Annotated in this window: 18 protein-coding genes and 1 tRNA gene; 3 read left to right on the top strand and 16 right to left on the bottom strand. The window is 58.1% G+C overall.

The genetic code is table 11. The features are described 5' to 3' along the window. Nucleotides 1-35: 35 nt before the first annotated feature. The 13 genes from BLT55_RS03570 to dapA all read right to left on the bottom strand — a co-directional run bounded on the left by BLT55_RS03570 (nt 36) and on the right by dapA (nt 11,973). On the bottom strand, nt 36-968 hold the full coding sequence (locus tag BLT55_RS03570) for a D-2-hydroxyacid dehydrogenase (protein WP_055000696.1): 933 nt from the start codon (nt 966-968) through the stop codon (nt 36-38). A gap of 95 nt (nt 969-1,063) precedes the next feature. After that, on the bottom strand, nt 1,064-1,357 hold the full coding sequence (locus BLT55_RS03565) for a YcgL domain-containing protein (protein ID WP_055000697.1): 294 nt from the start codon (nt 1,355-1,357) through the stop codon (nt 1,064-1,066). After that, a complete protein-coding gene (gene rnd, locus BLT55_RS03560; protein WP_055000698.1) occupies nt 1,354-2,487 on the bottom strand; it encodes a ribonuclease D in 1,134 nt (377 codons plus the stop codon). The genes BLT55_RS03565 and rnd overlap by 4 nt, the downstream gene beginning before the upstream one ends. A gap of 173 nt (nt 2,488-2,660) precedes the next feature. Next, entirely contained in the window at nt 2,661-4,304 is a 1,644-nt protein-coding gene (locus tag BLT55_RS03555) for a phosphoethanolamine transferase (protein ID WP_054079687.1), read from the bottom strand. A gap of 232 nt (nt 4,305-4,536) precedes the next feature. Beyond that, complete coding sequence (locus BLT55_RS03550; protein ID WP_055000699.1) at nt 4,537-6,228, bottom strand: NAD-dependent malic enzyme; 1,692 nt, start codon at nt 6,226-6,228, stop codon at nt 4,537-4,539. A 306-nt stretch (nt 6,229-6,534) separates the two neighbouring features. Next, nucleotides 6,535-7,017: a gas vesicle accessory protein GvpU gene (gvpU, locus tag BLT55_RS03545; protein ID WP_007250230.1), complete on the bottom strand. Its 483-nt coding sequence runs from the start codon at nt 7,015-7,017 to the stop codon at nt 6,535-6,537. 126 nt (nt 7,018-7,143) lie between these two features. Next, a complete protein-coding gene (gene hepT, locus BLT55_RS03540; protein WP_055000700.1) occupies nt 7,144-7,572 on the bottom strand; it encodes a type VII toxin-antitoxin system HepT family RNase toxin in 429 nt (142 codons plus the stop codon). Beyond that, complete coding sequence (gene mntA / locus BLT55_RS03535; protein WP_055000701.1) at nt 7,562-7,957, bottom strand: type VII toxin-antitoxin system MntA family adenylyltransferase antitoxin; 396 nt, start codon at nt 7,955-7,957, stop codon at nt 7,562-7,564. The genes hepT and mntA overlap by 11 nt, the downstream gene beginning before the upstream one ends. A gap of 321 nt (nt 7,958-8,278) precedes the next feature. Beyond that, nucleotides 8,279-8,368, bottom strand: a tRNA-Ser gene (locus BLT55_RS03530). Between the two features lie 91 nt (nt 8,369-8,459). Then, entirely contained in the window at nt 8,460-9,170 is a 711-nt protein-coding gene (gene purC / locus BLT55_RS03525) for a phosphoribosylaminoimidazolesuccinocarboxamide synthase (RefSeq protein WP_005760457.1), read from the bottom strand. Nucleotides 9,171-9,198: 28 nt separating this feature from the next. Beyond that, the gene (locus BLT55_RS03520; protein WP_007250227.1) at nt 9,199-9,957 is read right to left on the bottom strand and encodes an MBL fold metallo-hydrolase; all 759 of its coding nucleotides are present in this window, start codon (nt 9,955-9,957) and stop codon (nt 9,199-9,201) included. After that, a complete protein-coding gene (bamC, locus tag BLT55_RS03515) occupies nt 9,958-11,076 on the bottom strand; it encodes an outer membrane protein assembly factor BamC (protein ID WP_055001692.1) in 1,119 nt (372 codons plus the stop codon). An 18-nt stretch (nt 11,077-11,094) separates the two neighbouring features. Beyond that, nucleotides 11,095-11,973: a 4-hydroxy-tetrahydrodipicolinate synthase gene (gene dapA, locus BLT55_RS03510; protein ID WP_007250225.1), complete on the bottom strand. Its 879-nt coding sequence runs from the start codon at nt 11,971-11,973 to the stop codon at nt 11,095-11,097. A gap of 325 nt (nt 11,974-12,298) precedes the next feature. Between dapA and BLT55_RS03505 the strand changes: the two genes are divergently transcribed. Continuing rightward, the gene (locus BLT55_RS03505) at nt 12,299-12,862 is read left to right on the top strand and encodes a glycine cleavage system transcriptional repressor (protein ID WP_055001693.1); all 564 of its coding nucleotides are present in this window, start codon (nt 12,299-12,301) and stop codon (nt 12,860-12,862) included. Between the two features lie 9 nt (nt 12,863-12,871). Continuing rightward, entirely contained in the window at nt 12,872-13,351 is a 480-nt protein-coding gene (locus tag BLT55_RS03500; protein ID WP_055001694.1) for a peroxiredoxin, read from the top strand. Nucleotides 13,352-13,393: 42 nt separating this feature from the next. Here the strand turns inward: BLT55_RS03500 and BLT55_RS03495 are convergent, their stop codons facing one another. After that, nucleotides 13,394-14,464: an AI-2E family transporter gene (locus BLT55_RS03495; RefSeq protein WP_055001695.1), complete on the bottom strand. Its 1,071-nt coding sequence runs from the start codon at nt 14,462-14,464 to the stop codon at nt 13,394-13,396. A 34-nt stretch (nt 14,465-14,498) separates the two neighbouring features. Beyond that, nucleotides 14,499-14,750 (bottom strand): sulfurtransferase TusA family protein, encoded by a 252-nt coding sequence (locus BLT55_RS03490; protein ID WP_055001696.1) that lies wholly within the window; start codon nt 14,748-14,750, stop codon nt 14,499-14,501. A gap of 153 nt (nt 14,751-14,903) precedes the next feature. On the opposite strand from BLT55_RS03490, the gene BLT55_RS03485 reads away from it, so the two are divergent. Then, on the top strand, nt 14,904-16,337 hold the full coding sequence (locus BLT55_RS03485; RefSeq protein ID WP_055001697.1) for a M48 family metalloprotease: 1,434 nt from the start codon (nt 14,904-14,906) through the stop codon (nt 16,335-16,337). Between the two features lie 10 nt (nt 16,338-16,347). Here BLT55_RS03485 and nadA read toward each other — a convergent pair whose 3' ends face one another. Continuing rightward, nucleotides 16,348-17,406, bottom strand: coding sequence for a quinolinate synthase NadA (nadA, locus tag BLT55_RS03480; RefSeq protein WP_055001698.1), 1,059 nt, complete (start codon nt 17,404-17,406; stop codon nt 16,348-16,350). Between the last annotated feature and the right edge of the window lie 57 nt (nt 17,407-17,463).

Below are 17,463 nucleotides of genomic sequence, written 5' to 3'. Positions count from 1 at the left end.
CCGACGCTTGATGCGTCGGCTCGCTCACAACCGGCTCAATAGCCCCGCGAGAAATCCACTTCCCCACGCAACGCCTCGCCGACCTGAAACGCTTTCAGGTTATGCACGAACAGCTCAGTCATGGCGACCGGCGACGTGGGTGCCGAACTGTGACCGGTCAGCAACAGACCATACGCGGTCCAGAACGGGTGACGCTGCGGCAACGGCTCCTGGCGACAGACGTCAATCACCGCGCCCGCCAGATGCCCCACTCGCAAGGCTTCGACCAGATCCGCATCGACCACCGCCACCCCGCGCCCGACGTTGATAAACAGCGCAGTGGGCTTGAAGCTGGCAAACAGCTTCGCGTCGTACAGGTCGTGAGTGTCCGGAGTATTAGGCAGCAGGTTGATAACGTAATCCATCTCGCCGAGCAAACGCTCCATGTCCGACAGCGCCGCCACTTCGATGAACGGCTGCTGGGCACGCGCCGTAGACGCCACGCCATAGACCTGAACGCCAAACGGCACCAGGAACTCGGCAACGCGCTGGCCGATGTCACCGGCCCCCACGATCAATGCTTTGCGCCCCGCCAGGCTCTGGCCGGTGCGGTTGTCCCACTTGCGCTCGACCTGGCTCATCAGCCGCGCCAACACTTCACGCTCGTGACCGAGCATGTAAGTCAACACGAATTCGGCCATCACCTGACCGAAAATACCCACGGCACGGGTCAGGCGATAATTCCGCGACAGGCCGCCCATCAATAGCGGGTTGATGCCCGCCCAAGTGGACTGCAACCACTGCGGCTTGTGCCCCTGGCGCAACAGATTGGCCATCAGATCCGGCTGTCCCAGCCACACCGGGCAGTCGCTGGCCATCCGCGACAACTCGGCAGAATCACCGCTGCTGAACACTTCCAGCTCGGGCGCAGCCTTGCGCAACAATCGGGTATAAACGGGGTAATCGTGCTCGGCAATCAGAACGCGCATGTTTCAAAAACCTTAAAAACGGGACAGGCAACCCACAACCGATGCGGGCCGCTTTACAACTCGATTTACAGCTCGATGTACAAGAGCAACCACAATCACATGGGATCGTTGCGGCGCAGCAGCTCTTCGGGTAAATGCTCGATGTACTCATCTTCGGCCGGAGGCATCTGCAAGTGATAGCCCTGGCTGTCGAGGTTCTCCAGCACCAGATTGATGTCTTCGCGCGCCAGCGACCGTTCCGGGCTCAGCACCAGATCGAAGGCATGCACCGGCTTGCCGAACGCCATCAGCAATTCTGGCGGCACGCGCTTGAGGATGTCGCTCTTCAACACGTAAAGGTACATTTCGCTTTTTTTCGGGCTGCGATAAATCGAGCAGATACGCTTCAAGACTGTTCTCCGGGGGTGGCCAGGCTGTCGAGCAGTGCCTGACCCATCAATTCGCGACGCCAGCCACGCAGCGAATCGGGTAATTGGTAAGGACCGTCGGGGTAGCCGCTCTTGAGCAGCGCTTCAAGGGTCTTCTTGCGCAGCATCAGCTCCGGCGCCATGTCCATTTTTTCGGCGTACTGCTGGCCGATCGCACGCAGGCGCTTGATCGAGCCCGCAGCGTCGACCGGCAGCGGCTCGGGCAGCGCTGGCGGCCATTCTTCTGGCGGCAGGCTGCTGGCGGTCTTGATCAGCTCCAACAGGAACTCGCCGTCATGACGCACGGTGCGCGGGTGCATGTCTTCGATGCGGGCCAGCGCGCCGAGGTTGTCCGGTTGCGTTTTGGCCAACGGCCAGAGCGAGTGTTCACGCACGATGCGGTTACGCGGCAGATTACGGGCACGGGCCTCGCGTTCACGCCAGGCGCACAGTTCGCGCAGCACCGCCAACTGGGCGCGGGACAGCTTCCAGGCCAGTTTGGCGTCGCGATAGATCTCATACGGATCGACTTCGCGGCGCAGATTGGCGACCAGTTCCGCGCCGTCGTCCAGCAACCAGGCGTATTTGTCATTGGACAGGCGCGGACGCAGGATGGCAAACAGCTCGGCAAGGTGCACAGCGTCTTCGGCGGCGTAGCTGATCTGCGTCTCCGACAGCGGGCGTTGCAACCAGTCGGAACGGGTTTCGCCCTTGGGCAGGTCGATATTGAGGACCTCCTGCACGAGACGCGAATAGCCCATGGAAAAACCGAGATTCAGGTAAGCGGCTGCCAATTGCGTGTCAAACAGCGGGACCGGCAAGCTGCCGGTCAGGCGCAGCAGGACTTCGAGGTCTTCGCTGCACGCATGCACCACTTTGATGACGTCGGGGTTTTCAAGCAACGCAGACAGGGGTCGCCAGTCGTTGATCAGCAATGGATCAATCAGCCAGGCGCTTTTACCGTCGCCAATCTGCAGCAACGCGGCTATCGGGTAGAAGGTGTCGACCCGCATGAACTCGGTGTCGAGCGCCACAAAAGGCAGTGACTGCCATTGTGCGCAATGCAGGGCGAGGCTGTCGTCGTCGCGAATCCAGTGTATATCGATGGCCACACGGCTCTCCCTTGAACAATGGCGCGCAGTATATATCGTCATTGAAGGTTATCGCGCGTCTGTCGTCCACGTCTGGCGGATCTTCATGCAAATGACAGGCAGGAAGTGAGTGATGCCTGCCCTCTGTGTAGAGGCGCCGCGAGCTCTACCTGCCCCTGAACGCGGCGCGCACCTCACTGCCCGGCAGGCGAAGCAACCGGGCTACGGCACTTCGCAAACATGTCCAGACTCGGGTCGTATACCTTGGTGTCGACTTTCAACAAACCCAGCATCGAGTGAAACAGGTTGTCCTGGCTCAACGGGTCATTGCGCTGTCTGGCCAGGCACTCCGGGCTGACCGCAAAGGACTTCTGATACGTATCTGACAGCCAGATCAGCATGGGCACATGTTTTTGCTGATCAGGGGCCAGCACATACGGCGTGCCGTGCAGGAACAAGTTGTATTCGCCCAGTGATTCGCCGTGGTCCGACAGATACACCATTGCAGTATCGACCTTGCTCTGGTTCTTGCGCAACAGATCAATCAAGCTGGACAGTACATGATCGGTATACAGCAGCGTGTTGTCATAGGCGTTGACAATAGTGTCGCGGCTGCAGTTATTCAGCGCATTGCTTTCACACACGGGGGTGAACTTTTCAAACTCCTTGGGATAACGCTTGAAGTATTCCGGACCATGGCTGCCCATCTGGTGCAACACCAGAACGGTGTCTTTGTCCAGGCTGTCGATGAAGTTCTGCAACCCCTGCAACAGAATCTCGTCCCGGCACTCGTGACTGTTGCACAACAGCGGGTCTTTTAGATCGCTGACATCCTGAAACGTTACCCGGTCACAGGTCCCCTTGCAGCCTGACTGATTATCGCGCCAGATGACGTCTATGCCTGCGCGTTTCAATACATCCAGCAAGCCTTCCTGATTATGCGCGACGGTCCCGTTGTAATCCTTGCGGCCCATATTGGAAAACATGCAGGGCACCGACACTGCGGTTTCGGTGCCGCATGAATAAACATCGGTAAACGCCACTAACCCGCTTTCCTTGTTCAGGTTGGGCGTGGTGTCACGGCCATAGCCGAGTATTCCGAAGTTCTCGGCGCGGGCACTCTCACCGACCACCAGCACGGTCAGCGATTTGCGAGCATGCGTGGCCCAGTCCGGCGAGCGCTTGGCATCCTCGCCGATCTTGACGAAGGGACGCTGGGCGGAGACCACCTGCTCGCGCAGGTAAGCCACTGATGCACCGATGTAATTGCTCGGAACGACCATCAGCCGCAATTCGTGGTGATTGCGAAACAACGAGGACAGGCCCTGATAGTTAGCCATCGCTGCAGCGCCGATCGCGACGCAACAGACCACGCCTACCACCAGCTTGCTGAACAGCTCGCGGGGCCAGGGACGATAAGCGATCGGCGTCTTCCACAGTATCAGCGATGGCAGCACGCCCAACAACGCAATGTACAACACCAGTTTCAGGGACAGCAACCCCTGAACTTCAGTGACGTTGGTTTCGGCAAAGTTACGGAACATGCCCGCGTCAATCATGACACCGTATTCGGCCATGAAATAAACAACCCCGGCGCTGACCATAAACAGAAAGATCATCACCGGTTTAAACACACGTCGAAACGCCAACAGCGTCAGGACGATATTGAACACACAAAACACCATCACCCCGAAGGCCACGCGCATGGAGACGCCTTTGGCATCAAAGCTGGTAATCGCAAAAAGGTGCTGCCACATATTGATATTGAAACCCAGTAACAGAAAGCCACTGGCAAACAGGGTTACAACTTCTGGACGTACTGTTCTGGGTGTCGGCATTGTGATCTGCTTGTCGAGTTGTTATTCATCGGGCGTAACCAGAGCCAGGCAACTCCCCAATGGCGCGCACTCTAAGCAGCGCGCCATCAATTTTATGTGAAAAACAGATGACCATAGGGTTGAATGAAGCTTATTTCATAGGGGTGAGAAAGCAATTGCAAAACCGGGAACCTTGCGACAGGCAATGCCTTCGCCGAAGCGTGCGAAGGCATGGTTATGACGGCCGTATCGATCAGACCGAACGACGACGGTAGGCACGATAGTGCGGCAACCAGAAATTACGCTCGATGGCAGACAGTAACGCCTCCTCCGAGGTTTCCAGCGCCAACCCTTCCAGCTGGGCTTCCTTGGCCACCGCCAGGGCAATCTTGCGGCTGACTTGCTGGATCTCCTTGAGCGGCGGCAATACCGCATCGCCCTGCCCCGTGACCATCGGCGAACAATCGGCCAGCGCGTTGGACGCCGCCATCAGCATGCGGTCCGTGATGCGCGATGCCTTACAGGCCACCACACCCAGGCCGATACCGGGGAAAATATAAGAGTTGTTGCACTGGGCAATGTGCACGGTCCGACCGTTGATCTCGACCGGCGCAAACGGGCTTCCGGTAGCAACCAGAGCATTGCCGTCAGTCCAGCGCAGGATTTCTTCCGGCGTGGCCTCGACCTTGGAGGTCGGGTTCGACAACGGCATTACCAGCGGTTTGGCGCAATGCTTGTGCATCTCGCGGATAACCTGCTCGGTGAACAGGCCGCGCTGGCCGGACACGCCGATCAACACAGTGGCACCGGCATGAGTCACCACATCGAGCAGTTGCGGGTATGCCTCGTCACCCGCGATCCAGCCGGCTACATCATCCGGCTTCTGCGCCAGTCGCTGCTGGAAGTCGAGCAGGTTGTCCATGCCTTCGGTCAACAAACCAAAACGATCAACCATGAAGATACGCCGGCGTGCCTCGCTTTCGCTCAGCCCTTCGATACGCATCGCCGCAATGATGTGCTCGGCAATCCCGCAACCTGCCGAACCTGCGCCGACAAACACCACTTTCTGCTGGCCGAGGGTTTCGTTCTTGGCCTTGCAAGCCGCCAGCAACGTGCCCACGGCAACCGACGCGGTGCCCTGAATGTCGTCGTTGAAGCAGCACAGTTCGTCGCGATACTTTTCAAGCAACGGCATGGCGTTGAACTGGGCGAAATCTTCGAACTGCAACAGCACATCCGGCCAGCGACGCTGTACCGCATCGATGAAAAGCGCGATGAAGTCTTCGTATTCCTCGCCGGTTACCCGCTCATGGCGCCAGCCCATGTACATCGGGTCATCGAGCAGTTCGCGGTTATTGGTGCCGACGTCGAGCACGATTGGCAAGGTGTAGGCCGGGCTGATCCCGCCGCATGCGGTGTACAGCGACAGCTTGCCGATCGGGATGCCCATGCCGCCTATGCCCTGATCACCCAGACCGAGAATTCGCTCGCTGTCGGTCACGACAATGATCTTGATCCGGTCTTTGGTGGCGCTGCGCAGGATGTCATCGATGCGGTCACGCTCAGGGTAGGAAATGAACAGGCCGCGATGGGTGCGGTAGATCTTGGAGAACTCCTGACACGCCTGCCCCACTGTCGGGGTGTAGATGATCGGCAACATCTCGTCCAGATGCGAATCCAGCAGACGGAAAAACAGCGTCTCGTTATTGTCCTGAATCGAACGCAGGTAAATATGCTTGTCCAGGTCGCTCGCGCACTGCTTGTACTGACTGTAGACCCGGGTGACTTGCTCTTCGATGGTTTCGACGTTCTGCGGCAACAGCCCGATCAGATTGAATTCGACCCGCTCTTGCGGGGTAAAAGCACTGCCCTTGTTCAGCAGGGGCATTTCCAGCAGCGAGGGTCCTGCGTAGGAAATGTATAAAGGTCGCGAAGTCTTGGTCATTTTCTCTAATCGCCTTTTTCGTCTACTCATTAATTCTGTACGTCGACCGAGGCGGGCAGCCTGGCTCATTTCTTACTGTTTTTTCTTGTCGCCAGCGCTCAATCAGGCCACGCCGAAACCTTTTTCGGCGGGTCAGGGAGCACATATTACTCGTCTGAGGGGCGGTTGCGACAATTTGTCACGCAACGGGAGGCTCATAACGCTTTTGCAGACACACCTCCGCCACCAGCGACCAGTCATCGCCGGAACGGAGGCCCGCAAGATTGAGTGAGAAAGCCCCCGGCAATCGCCAAGGGCCGCTGGCCGTCAGGAGGCGCCTGGTTTTTCGGCAATGAGGCCAATGGTGAAACCATCGACCGCAGCGATCCTGCCACGCCACAGCACACGCGAATCACAGATCGGGTGACCATCTGTGGAATAGGTTCGGCAGTCCTTCAAATGAATGAAGTGGAAAGCGGGTGTGTCTTGCGACGATTCCCCGGGCTTGAAAGAAAGGATCATCTCCTTCATGGACGCATCGGTGCCGTTATTGAACTGGCTGAAGGGGGCAGAAATGTCCTCGGCCATCTGGTCGAAATAATCGTCATGGGAAATCAGGTGCCCGGAGACCAGATTCCCGCCAACAGACAGCGTAACGCCCATCTCGACCTTGGTGTTGGCGACAAACTTGACCAGCCATTGAAGCAGCCAGTCAATCTGCTTGCCCTGCCACTTGAGCTGGGCAATCACGTCATCATGGCTCTGACTTGGAGAAGGTTGCGCCTTTTGCTCTTGATCTACGTCCGACATCAGAAAGCTCCTCGCCTCAAAAAACGTTGAACCCAAGGTATAGATCAGATCGGGTGAAAGCGAAACCGGGAGGGGTGAATAGTTTGGAATTGGGTGGAAGGTAGGCTCAAAGCGTCATGATTTCGCTCATTCGCCTAGGGTAGCTGCATCGCGGCGCAAAATCCCTGAGCTGAACAGAATAAAATCGCCAAGGTGCTGCGTGATGATCGACACAGTGATCGGCAATTGCAGCGTCTGGTACTCGTGAACTGCAATATTCCTGAACCCGACCATATTTTTCATGACCGGCAGCAGTGCCGAGGCAAGCCACCCCCCGCGATGCAGCAACTCAAAAACATCACGAGCGCTTTGCGGCACTCCCAGCCCCTCACGCCTGATCAGATGCTGCCCCATATCAAGAGCAGCCTCACAGGCGCGCTGGATATTCAGGATCGCGGCGTCCTGACGAGTGAAATCGAATTCAAACGTCGCCGGACCTTTTTCATATTCCTCTCGTACCCTTGCTACACAGCGCTCAATGGACGCTGCTTTGTTGATCAGCACATCATCGGCCATGAATCACCCCTCGCGTCTGTATGTCTTCAAGCAACCCTGCCCTTGATGAATCAAGTGAAGTCTTTTCGCTAAGCACGAAAGCTTCGAAGATTCCCGCCTCCTCATTTTTGCCCCAGAGGCGGCGGCCCTTGGTGATGATCTGATATTGCATGACAGTCGACGCCGTACGTAGATCGATCAGATCTACCGGCAGATGAACAATATCGGCAATTTCCCCCGCCAGACGCCATGCTTCTATGGGATCGAGAGTGCCAGGCACGAGCACAGCCAGATCCAGATCGCTATCAGCGCCGGCATGACCGGTCGCCTGACTACCGAACAGGTAGACGGCCAGCATGTCGGGCAATCGGGATTGCAGGTGTTTCAGTAAATTTTGGGTGTCCATCCAAAGGTCTCAGGGTTGCAGAGGCAGACCGTAACAGAAGCGGAGATCATATTCTCTGCCCGCACTCTTCGGAAACGGGTCCACAGGTGAGCACGCGATACACACGACTTGATCTGCCAAGTGTGCAGCACGTGCTGCACATCGGGATGAGCGCTTCCCGCCCCCCCTTGAAGCCTCATACCTGTGAGTGTGGCAATACCCACGCATTACGCTGTTTTTTTCTTTTACAAAAAATTATGCGAAGGAAAGTGAGAGAAAGATGCAGAACACAGATCGCAGAAACCAAAAAGCCCCGCAATGCGGGGCTTCAAGGACATGTAATGGCGGAGAGATAGGGATTCGAACCCTAGGTACCGGTGAAGGTACAACGGATTTCGAATCCGTCCCATTCGGCCACTCTGGCATCTCTCCAACGGCGCGAATCATACCAGCATTGGTGCGGAAAGCGAAGCCCTTCCGCTGATTTTTTTCGTGCCATCAAGCGCTTGCGTGTTTTTTTTTCTTACAGCGGCACGCCCAGACGGTTTGCGACTTCTTCGTAGGCTTCGATAACGTCGCCCAGGCCTTGGCGGAAGCGGTCTTTGTCCATTTTCTTGCGGGTGTCCTTGTCCCAGAGGCGGCAGCCGTCCGGGCTGAATTCGTCGCCGAGGACGATTTCACCGTGGAATACGCCGAACTCGAGTTTGAAGTCGACCAGCAACAGGCCAGCGTCGTCGAACAGCTTGGTCAGCACTTCGTTGACCTTGATCGACAGTTCTTTCATGCGAACCAGTTGCTCGGCGGTGCCCCAGCCGAATGCCACTACGTGGGATTCGTTGATGAACGGGTCGCCTTTGGCGTCGTCCTTGAGGAACAGCTCGAAGGTGTAAGGGTTGAGCCTGGTGCCTTCTTCAATGCCCAGACGCTTGACCAGGCTGCCAGCGGCGTAGTTACGCACGACGCATTCGACCGGAATCATGTCCAGTTTCTTGACCAGGCACTCGTTATCGCCCAGCAGCTTGTCGAATTGGGTTGGAATACCCGCTTCTTCGAGCTTCTGCATGATGAAGGCGTTGAACTTGTTGTTCACCATGCCTTTGCGGTCGAGCTGTTCGATGCGCTTGCCGTCGAACGCCGAGGTGTCGTTGCGGAACAGCAGGATCAAGCGGTCAGCGTCGTCGGTCTTGTAAACCGATTTGGCTTTGCCGCGGTAGAGTTCTTCACGTTTTTCCATGATGGGCTCCGCTTGCTAAGTAGTTGGGCTAGGCGATGTGTCGCCAGTCGAGCCCTGAATCTTGATCGGCCAGTTGCAGCCAGTCCGGATCGCACCCGAGAGTGTCGACAAAACATTGCCGGGCCAGGTGCGGCAGGTTGTTCTTGCTGCTGAGATGCGCCAGCACAAGGTGCTGAAGGTCCTGCCATCCCAGTTCGCTCACCAGGCTGGCGGCCTGATGATTATTCAAATGCCCTGTTTCACAACCGACACGCTGCTTGAGGAACACCGGGTACTGGCCTCGGGCAAGCATGTCGCGACAGTGATTGGCCTCGATCATCAAGGCATCCAGGCCGTGATACCGCTGCAGCACGTTGGAACAGTAAGAGCCAAGGTCGGTCAGCAGGCCGAAGCGGCGTTCGCCATCATTGAAGACAAACTGCGTCGGCTCGAGAGCATCATGAGCAACAGACACCACCTCGATATCCAGTGAGCCGATCTGCACGCTCTCCCCGCCCGCGAAAAATCCGGCAACTTCCACCGGCTTGCGCATCCCGCGCAAGGTGCCGCTGCTGAGATAGACCGGCACATCGTAACGCCGCGACAGCAAACCCACGCCATGCACGTGATCAGCATGTTCGTGGGTCACCAGAATCGCACTCAGCTGGCTGGCCGCGACACCCAGACGAGCCAGGCGTCGCTCGGTTTCCCGCAGGGAGAAACCGCAATCGACCAGAACGTACGTATCGTTGCTTGCGACCAGCGTGCCGTTGCCACGACTGCCGCTGCCGAGAACTGCGAAACGCACTTAACCCAGGTTGTCTTGAATGACACTCAACACCCGGCGAGCGACATCCGCTGGCGCCACAGTGTTGATGTTCTTCTCGACGGTCACTTGAACGTTGTCACCCACCTTGCTCAGGCGAACCTGATAACGCTCGGCGCGGGCATCGATTTCTTCCTTGCTGGACTTGCTGCCGAACATACGACCGAAGAAACCGGGCTCGTTGTCAGGCGTTTTTGCTTTCTCGGCCAGGTTGATGTAGTACAGGCCAAGACTGCGGTTGATATCTTCTACACGCCAGTCGCCCTGATCCAGCGCACGGCCGACACTCGACCATGCGCGGTCCAGATCGGCACCCACGTTCAATACCGGGTTGCCGCTGCCGTCTTCGCTGAGTGCTACGCGGCTCGGGGTGTCGTAGTCACGCGCAGCCAGCAGGGAGATCGACCCGCCTTTTTCAGCGTTACGGCCCATGCTGGCGAGCAGATCGTCAGTCAGTGCAGCGTCAAGGCCCAGGTTGGTGGTGCGGTTCGGGAACGGCACATCAGCGGTGCTGCCAGCAGGACGCTCGACGCTGACCACGTAGACTTCACTGGTGTTGCGCTGCACGCCCGGCTCGATACGAACCCGCACGCGGGTTTCTGCATCGGCAGCCACACCGGCCGCACTCAGGCGCTTGGCCACTGACGCGGACAGCTCGTCCAGAAGCTGCCACGAAGAGCTGAATTCGCCAGTCTGCGGACGCTCTTCAGCAATACGGAAACCGTTGTCTTCGAAATACTGGTGAGCCACCGGCCAGACTTCGGCAGGTTGACGCTGCGCCAGAATCCAGTGTGCATCGCCACTCTTCTGCAGGCTGAAATCGCTCGACTCGGAAGTCGCGGCCAGCGGCTGCGGACGAGGAACAGTGTATTCGCCCTCTTTCTGAGCGCTGTCAGCCACGTTGCGCGGGATCGGCAGCAACGGGTCGAGACGCTTCACGCCGGTGACGTCGGCAGGCAACTGCATCGGTGCGGTCTGAGTGGCTTGAAGGTAATCGCTCCCGCGATCACGGAAGTAACCATCTTCGCCCCAGAGCCAACCGCAACCGCTGGTGCTGGAAATGATAAGAGCAAGTGCGGAAAGTCCGGCCAATCGCTTCATTGCGTGATACTTCCTCAATTAAACCAGGACGCCGGACTGGCGCATGGCCTGACGCAGCGGTTCGTGACAGGCTTCGCTGAGCCAGGTCAGTGGCAGACGGATACCGTCCGGCATCAGACCCATTTCATGCAAAGCCCATTTCACGGGGATAGGGTTGGATTCGATGAACAGGGTGTTGTTAAGCGGGCTGAGCGTCTCGTGAATCGCCCGTGCAGCCTCGGCATCGCCACGCATGGCGGCCGCACACAGCTCGCTCATGGCGCGAGGTGCAACGTTGGCGGTCACGGAAATATTGCCCTTGCCGCCCAGCAGCATCAACTCGACCGCCGTGGCGTCGTCACCGGAGTACACCAGAAAATCGCTGCTGACGCTGGCCAGGATGTCCTTGGCGCGTTGCAGGTTACCAGTGGCTTCCTTGATACCGATGATGTTTTTGACGGCCGACAGGCGCGCAACGGTTTCCGGCAGCATGTCGCAGGCTGTACGGCCCGGCACGTTGTAGAGAATCTGCGGGATGTCGACAGCATTGGCGATGTGGCTGAAATGCTGGAACAGGCCTTCCTGAGTCGGCTTGTTGTAATAAGGCGTTACCAGCAGGCACGCATCGGCGCCAGCGGTCTTGGCGTTGGTGGTCAGCTCGACCGCTTCGCGCGTCGAATTGGCGCCCGTACCGGCGATGACCGGAATACGACCTGCAACCTGAGCGACCACACGGCGGATGACTTCGATGTGTTCATTCACATCCAGCGTCGCCGATTCACCGGTGGTGCCGACGGCAACAATGGCGTTGGTGCCCTCTTGCAAGTGGAAGTCAACCAGTTTGCTCAGGCTGTCCCAGTCCAGACGACCTTGTGCATCCATTGGTGTGACCAGTGCCACCATACTGCCCGCAATCATGCAACCGCTCCTGCCGGAAAAAGAGAGCGGTAATGGTACTGGCGCTATCAGCCTTGTACAAGCGAAGTACCACGCTCTGAGCATTCCCCTGAGCGATGGTTTTCGCTACCCTTCGTCCTTTGATCGGTACTGGTCATCTGCGCACCTCGCTCAATCGGTCGAATTTGTCGCCAGAAGCCCCGTCCCAGTGCATTCCAGCCTGGTCATGGCATGTCCATGCAGGTCAGGCGCCCCGGGACCCGGATCGACATCTCGCGACACCGATTGTCGAAACAGCCCCGCAGGTCGGAAAAAGTACCGACCGCTCATCGTCTAGGAATGCTGCATGTCGTCCACCCCCACAGTTCGCGAACAATTCCTTGTCATCAGTGCCCTTGGCGCCAACCCCATGGAGCTGACCAACGTCCTGTGCCGTGCCAGCCATGAAAACCGTTGCTCGGTCGTGACCTCGCGCCTGACCCGCCATGGCGAGTGCAGCGCACTGGTTCTTCAGGTCTCCGGCAGCTGGGACGCTCTGGCGCGCCTTGAAACCGGTTTGCCAGGGCTTTCCAAGAAGCATGCGTTCACCACCAGCGTCGTGCGCAGCGCCACCCTGGAAAGCCGCCCGGAAGCCCTGCCCTACGTGGCTTACGTGAGCTCGGCCTACCGCCCGGACATCATCAATGAGCTGTGCCAGTTCTTCATCGACCATAACGTCGAGCTGGAAAACCTGATCTGCGATACGTACCAGGCGCCACAGACAGGCGGCACGATGCTTAACGCCACGTTCACCGTCACGCTGCCGGCCGGCACGCAAATCAGCTGGCTGCGCGATCAGTTTCTCGATTTCGCCGACGCGCTCAATCTGGACGCACTGATCGAACCCTGGCGCCCACAAGCCCCAATGTAAGGAGTCCCCATGACCATTACAGTAGATCAACCGGTTCCCGATTTTCAGGCTCCTGCTACCAGCGGGCAGACAATCGATCTGTCTGCACTCAAAGGTCAGCAGGTGGTGATTTATTTTTATCCGAAAGACAACACGCCCGGCTGCACCACGCAAGGCCAGGACTTTCGCGATCACATCGCCAGTTTTCAGGCCGCCAACACCGTTGTGCTGGGCGTGTCCCGCGACAGCCTGAAGACCCACGAGAATTTCAAGGCCAAGCAGTCCTTCCCGTTCGAGCTGATCTCGGACAAGGACGAAGCCCTCTGCCAACTGTTCGACGTCATCAAGCTCAAGAAGCTGTACGGCAAGGAATACCTCGGCGTTGATCGCAGCACCTTTCTGATCGACAAGGAAGGCGTACTGCGTCAGGAATGGCGCGGCGTGAAGGTGCCAGGCCATGTCGCCGAAGTGCTGGCTCAGGCAGAAGCACTGAACGCCAAGTCAAGCTGATCAGTCGATAACTGCTGCGGCGTGCACGGTGCCGCAGCGTTATCAAAGCAACGGCGCCACGGGCGGCTCATTGCGCGGCCAGGCGTCGAGCACGGCCTTGAACAAGGTGGCCAGCGGAATCGCAAAGAAAATCCCCCAGAAACCCCACAGGCCGCCGAACAACAGAACGGCGCAGATGATCGCGACCGGGTGCAGATTGACCGCCTCGGAAAACAGCAGCGGCACCAGAACGTTGCCGTCCAGTGCCTGGATGATTGCGTGAGCGATCATCAGATAGATGAATTGATCCCCCCACCCCCACTGAAACAATCCGATCAGCGCCACGGGCACGGTCACCACCACCGCACCGACATACGGCACGACCACCGATATGCCCACCAGCATTGCCAGCAACGCAGCGTAATTAAGCCCGAGCGCGACGAAGGCGATGTAGGTCACGCCACCGCAGATAAAGATTTCAATGACTTTGCCGCGGATGTAATTGGCGATCTGGCGTTTCATCTCGTCAGCCACACGATTGAGCAACGCACGCTCACGTGGCAAGTAGCCCCGCGCCCAGCGACCAATCATGTGCCGATCCTTGAGGAAGAAGAACACCAGGATAGGCACCAGCACCAGATAGATCATCAGGTTGACCAGCACCGGCAGGCTGGACAGCGAAAACGTCAGCGCCAACTGGCCGACTTTTCCGACTTCGCCCCGCGCCACTTCGATCGCCAGCAGAACCTGCTCATCGGAAACCAGATGCGGATAGCGTTCCGGCAGCAACAGCAGCACTGACTGCCATTTGGCAAACATGCCCGGCAATTCGTTGAACAGCGTGATCATCTGATGCCAGAGCAGCGGCACCAGTACCAGCAGAAACACCAGCAATACGCCGATGAATAACGTAAACACCAGACCGACGGCGGCCATCTCAGGCATTTTCAGGCGTTCCAGCAGGCTGACCAGGCCGTGCATCAGAAAGGCCAGGACCAACCCGGCCAGTACCGGGGCCAGCATTCCGCCCAAGGTCAGGACCAGGGTGAACGCCAGGACCAGCAAGACCGCCAGCACCACTGCCTCTTCGTCAGAGAAATAGCGTTGCATCCAGTTGCGAAGCACGTTGAACATCAAACTTCCTTTTCGGAAAAATAGCGGCGGCGAATCAGGTCTTGCGAAGCCAATAGCGATAAACGCCCGCATCGGCTTCTTCGTGTAAAAGCTCATGCCCGGCGAGCCTGGCAAACGTTCGAAAATCACGCTGTGAGCCTGCATCGGTTGCGATCACTTTCAACACCGCACCGCTGGCCAGACGATTGAGCTCCATCTTGGCTTTCAGCAGTGGCAGCGGACAATTAAGCCCGCTGGCATCCAGCTCGGCATCACAAGCCGCAGGGCGTGCTACAGCGTCAGACATCGATTCTCTCCAGGCAGACACATCAAATTACAAAGCAGCCTCGGCAATCAGGTCCGAAAAGGCATGCCGAACAGGCTGGCAAGAATACCTCACTCTGGTCAGCACGCCATTGAGCCAGCTACAGTACAGGTTCTTCTGACCAGAGCTTCGTGCATGAATTTTTTGCGTCCCACACTGCTCACCCTCGCCTGCCTGTTTGCAACGCATGGCATGGCGGATGACCTGCCATCACTTGGCGACGCCAGCTCCTCGATTGTCTCCCCCGAACAGGAGCATCGTCTCGGCCGCGCGTGGCTGGGCCTGCTACGTGGCCAGGTGGGCCAATTGTCGGACCCGCAACTCAAGGACTATGTCGAAACGACGGTCTATCGACTGGCCGAAACCAGTCAGGTGCAGGACCGCCGACTTGAATTCATTCTGATCAACAGCCCGCAGCTCAACGCCTTCGCCGCACCCGGCGGCATCATCGGCGTCAACGGCGGCCTGTTTCTGAACGCCCAGACCGAAGGTGAATACGCCTCGGTACTGGCCCACGAACTGGCGCACTTGTCACAACGACACTTCGCCAGGGGCATAGAAGCTCAACAACGCATGCAGGTGCCGGTAATGGCGGCAATGCTGGCAGGCATCGTCATGGCCGCAGCAGGCGCCGGTGATGCCGGGATCGCTGCCATCGCCGGCTCGCAGGCTGCCGCCATTCAGGAACAGCGCCGCTTTTCGCGCCAGAACGAGCAGGAAGCAGACCGTATCGGCATCCTCAATCTGGAAAAGGCAGGCTATGACCCACGCAACATGCCGACCATGTTCGAGCGCCTCATGCGCCAGTACCGCTTTGACGCCAGGCCGCCGGAGTTTTTGCTGACTCACCCGGTCAGCGAATCGCGTATCGCCGACACCCGCAACCGTGCCGAGCAAGCCAAACCCGGCGGCAAGGAAGACAGCCTGCTTTATCAGCTGATGCGCGCCCGCGTCGCACTGATTTACGAGGAAACACCAGGCATTGCCGCCAAACGCTTTCGCGCTCAACTGGTTGAAAACCCGAACTCGGACGCTGCGCGCTACGGGCTGGCCATTGCACAGATCAAGGGCGGACAGCTCAACGAAGCAAGGGAAGGCCTCAAGCCGCTGCTCGAAAAAGCCCCCAATGACATCACCTACAACCTGACGCAGATCGATCTGGACATCACCAACAACCGGTTGGCAGACGCGCAGCAGCGGGTCGATCGCATGCTGATGCTGTATCCGGGCAATTATCCGCTCAACGATGTGCGTATCGACGTGCTGCTCAAGCAGAACCGCACTGCCGAAGCCGAGAAAAGCCTGGAAGCCCTACTGAAGACGCGCCCGGACGATCCGGACATCTGGTACGTCGTGGCCGAAACCCGTGGTTTGAATGGCAACACCGTAGGCCTGCATCAGGCACGCGCCGAGTATTTCGCACTGGTTGGCGATTTTCGTCAGGCGATCCAGCAATTGGACTTCGCTAAACGTCGCGCCGCCAACAATTTTCAGTTGGCGTCGCGCATCGATGCCCGGCAAAAGGACTTGATGGAGCAAGAACGCATGGTCAAGGAGATGATGAACTGATCATCCACCTTCAAGCGTTGCCAGCCTGACGCAAGCGTGCTGCCTGAGTGAAATCGAGCATGCGTTGCAACGGGCGCACAGCATTGGGGATAAGCGCAGGATCAACGAAGATCTCGTTGCTGCCCTCGCGCAGGCATTGCAGGGTGCGCTCTAGCGTGTTCATCGCCATCCACGGGCAATGCGCGCAACTGCGACATGCAGCACCATTGCCCGCAGTAGGCGCTTCGATGAAGATCTTGTCCGGGCACAGCTGCTGCATCTTGTAGAAGATGCCCCGATCCGTCGCGACGATAAACGTCTTGTTGGGCAAGCGCTGGGCAGCGGCAATCATCTGACTGGTAGAACCGACCACATCAGCCAGTTCAATGACCGCTTCGGGCGACTCCGGGTGAACCAGAATCGCCGCCTCGGGATACAGCGCCTTCATGTCCGCCAACTGCTTGGATTTGAATTCCTCGTGAACGATGCAGGCACCGTCCCAGAGCAACATGTCTGCGCCGGTTTCACGCTGGATGTAACGCCCCAGATGCTTGTCAGGTGCCCAGATGATTTTCTCGCCGTTGTCCATCAGGCTTTCGACGATCTCCAGCGCACAACCCGAGGTCACTACCCAGTCTGCACGTGCTTTGACCGCCGCCGACGTATTGGCGTAGACCACAACGGTTCGTTCCGGGTGCTGATCGCAAAACGCGGAAAATTCATCAACCGGGCAGCCGACATCGAGCGAGCATGTAGCTTCCAGGGTTGGCATGAACACGCGCTTCTCCGGGTTGAGAATCTTGGCGGTCTCACCCATGAAGCGCACACCGGCCACCAATACGGTGCTGGCCGAGTGACTGTTGCTGAAGCGTGCCATTTCCAGAGAGTCTGCTACGCAGCCGCCGGTTTCCTCGGCCAGCGCCTGAATCTCTGGGTCGCAGTAGTAGTGAGCGACCATGACAGCGTCCTGCTTCTTCAGCTCGGTCGCAATCTCGGCACGAAAATGCGCCTGTTCTTCGGCGCTCAACACTTTGGGCTGCTTGGCATCGAGGTGCGCCTGCACCAGAAAGCGTTCGGAAATCTGTGTCATATTTTCACGGGACCTGAAGGCGCCTGAGCGCGAGGAACAAGTTTACACCCGAAAGAC

The organism is Pseudomonas cannabina (assembly GCF_900100365.1).
Lineage (GTDB): Bacteria > Pseudomonadota > Gammaproteobacteria > Pseudomonadales > Pseudomonadaceae > Aquipseudomonas > Aquipseudomonas cannabina.
This window is presented reverse-complemented; position numbering and strand designations above follow the sequence as displayed.

Bases quoted from the DNA above. Each gene is read 5' to 3' on its own strand.
- purC (WP_005760457.1), bottom strand. From the start codon at position 9,170: ATGGAAAAACGTGAAGAACTCTACCGCGGCAAAGCCAAATCGGTTTAC.
- gvpU (WP_007250230.1), bottom strand. From the start codon at position 7,017: ATGTCGGACGTAGATCAAGAGCAAAAGGCGCAACCTTCTCCAAGTCAG.
- BLT55_RS03550 (WP_055000699.1), bottom strand. From the start codon at position 6,228: ATGACCAAGACTTCGCGACCTTTATACATTTCCTACGCAGGACCCTCG.
- BLT55_RS03485 (WP_055001697.1), top strand. From the start codon at position 14,904: ATGAATTTTTTGCGTCCCACACTGCTCACCCTCGCCTGCCTGTTTGCA.
- BLT55_RS03500 (WP_055001694.1), top strand. From the start codon at position 12,872: ATGACCATTACAGTAGATCAACCGGTTCCCGATTTTCAGGCTCCTGCT.
- mntA (WP_055000701.1), bottom strand. From the start codon at position 7,957: ATGGACACCCAAAATTTACTGAAACACCTGCAATCCCGATTGCCCGAC.
- BLT55_RS03490 (WP_055001696.1), bottom strand. From the start codon at position 14,750: ATGTCTGACGCTGTAGCACGCCCTGCGGCTTGTGATGCCGAGCTGGAT.
- nadA (WP_055001698.1), bottom strand. From the start codon at position 17,406: ATGACACAGATTTCCGAACGCTTTCTGGTGCAGGCGCACCTCGATGCC.
- BLT55_RS03495 (WP_055001695.1), bottom strand. From the start codon at position 14,464: ATGTTCAACGTGCTTCGCAACTGGATGCAACGCTATTTCTCTGACGAA.
- BLT55_RS03555 (WP_054079687.1), bottom strand. From the start codon at position 4,304: ATGCCGACACCCAGAACAGTACGTCCAGAAGTTGTAACCCTGTTTGCC.
- dapA (WP_007250225.1), bottom strand. From the start codon at position 11,973: ATGATTGCGGGCAGTATGGTGGCACTGGTCACACCAATGGATGCACAA.
- BLT55_RS03505 (WP_055001693.1), top strand. From the start codon at position 12,299: ATGTCGTCCACCCCCACAGTTCGCGAACAATTCCTTGTCATCAGTGCC.
- bamC (WP_055001692.1), bottom strand. From the start codon at position 11,076: ATGAAGCGATTGGCCGGACTTTCCGCACTTGCTCTTATCATTTCCAGC.
- hepT (WP_055000700.1), bottom strand. From the start codon at position 7,572: ATGGCCGATGATGTGCTGATCAACAAAGCAGCGTCCATTGAGCGCTGT.
- BLT55_RS03570 (WP_055000696.1), bottom strand. From the start codon at position 968: ATGCGCGTTCTGATTGCCGAGCACGATTACCCCGTTTATACCCGATTG.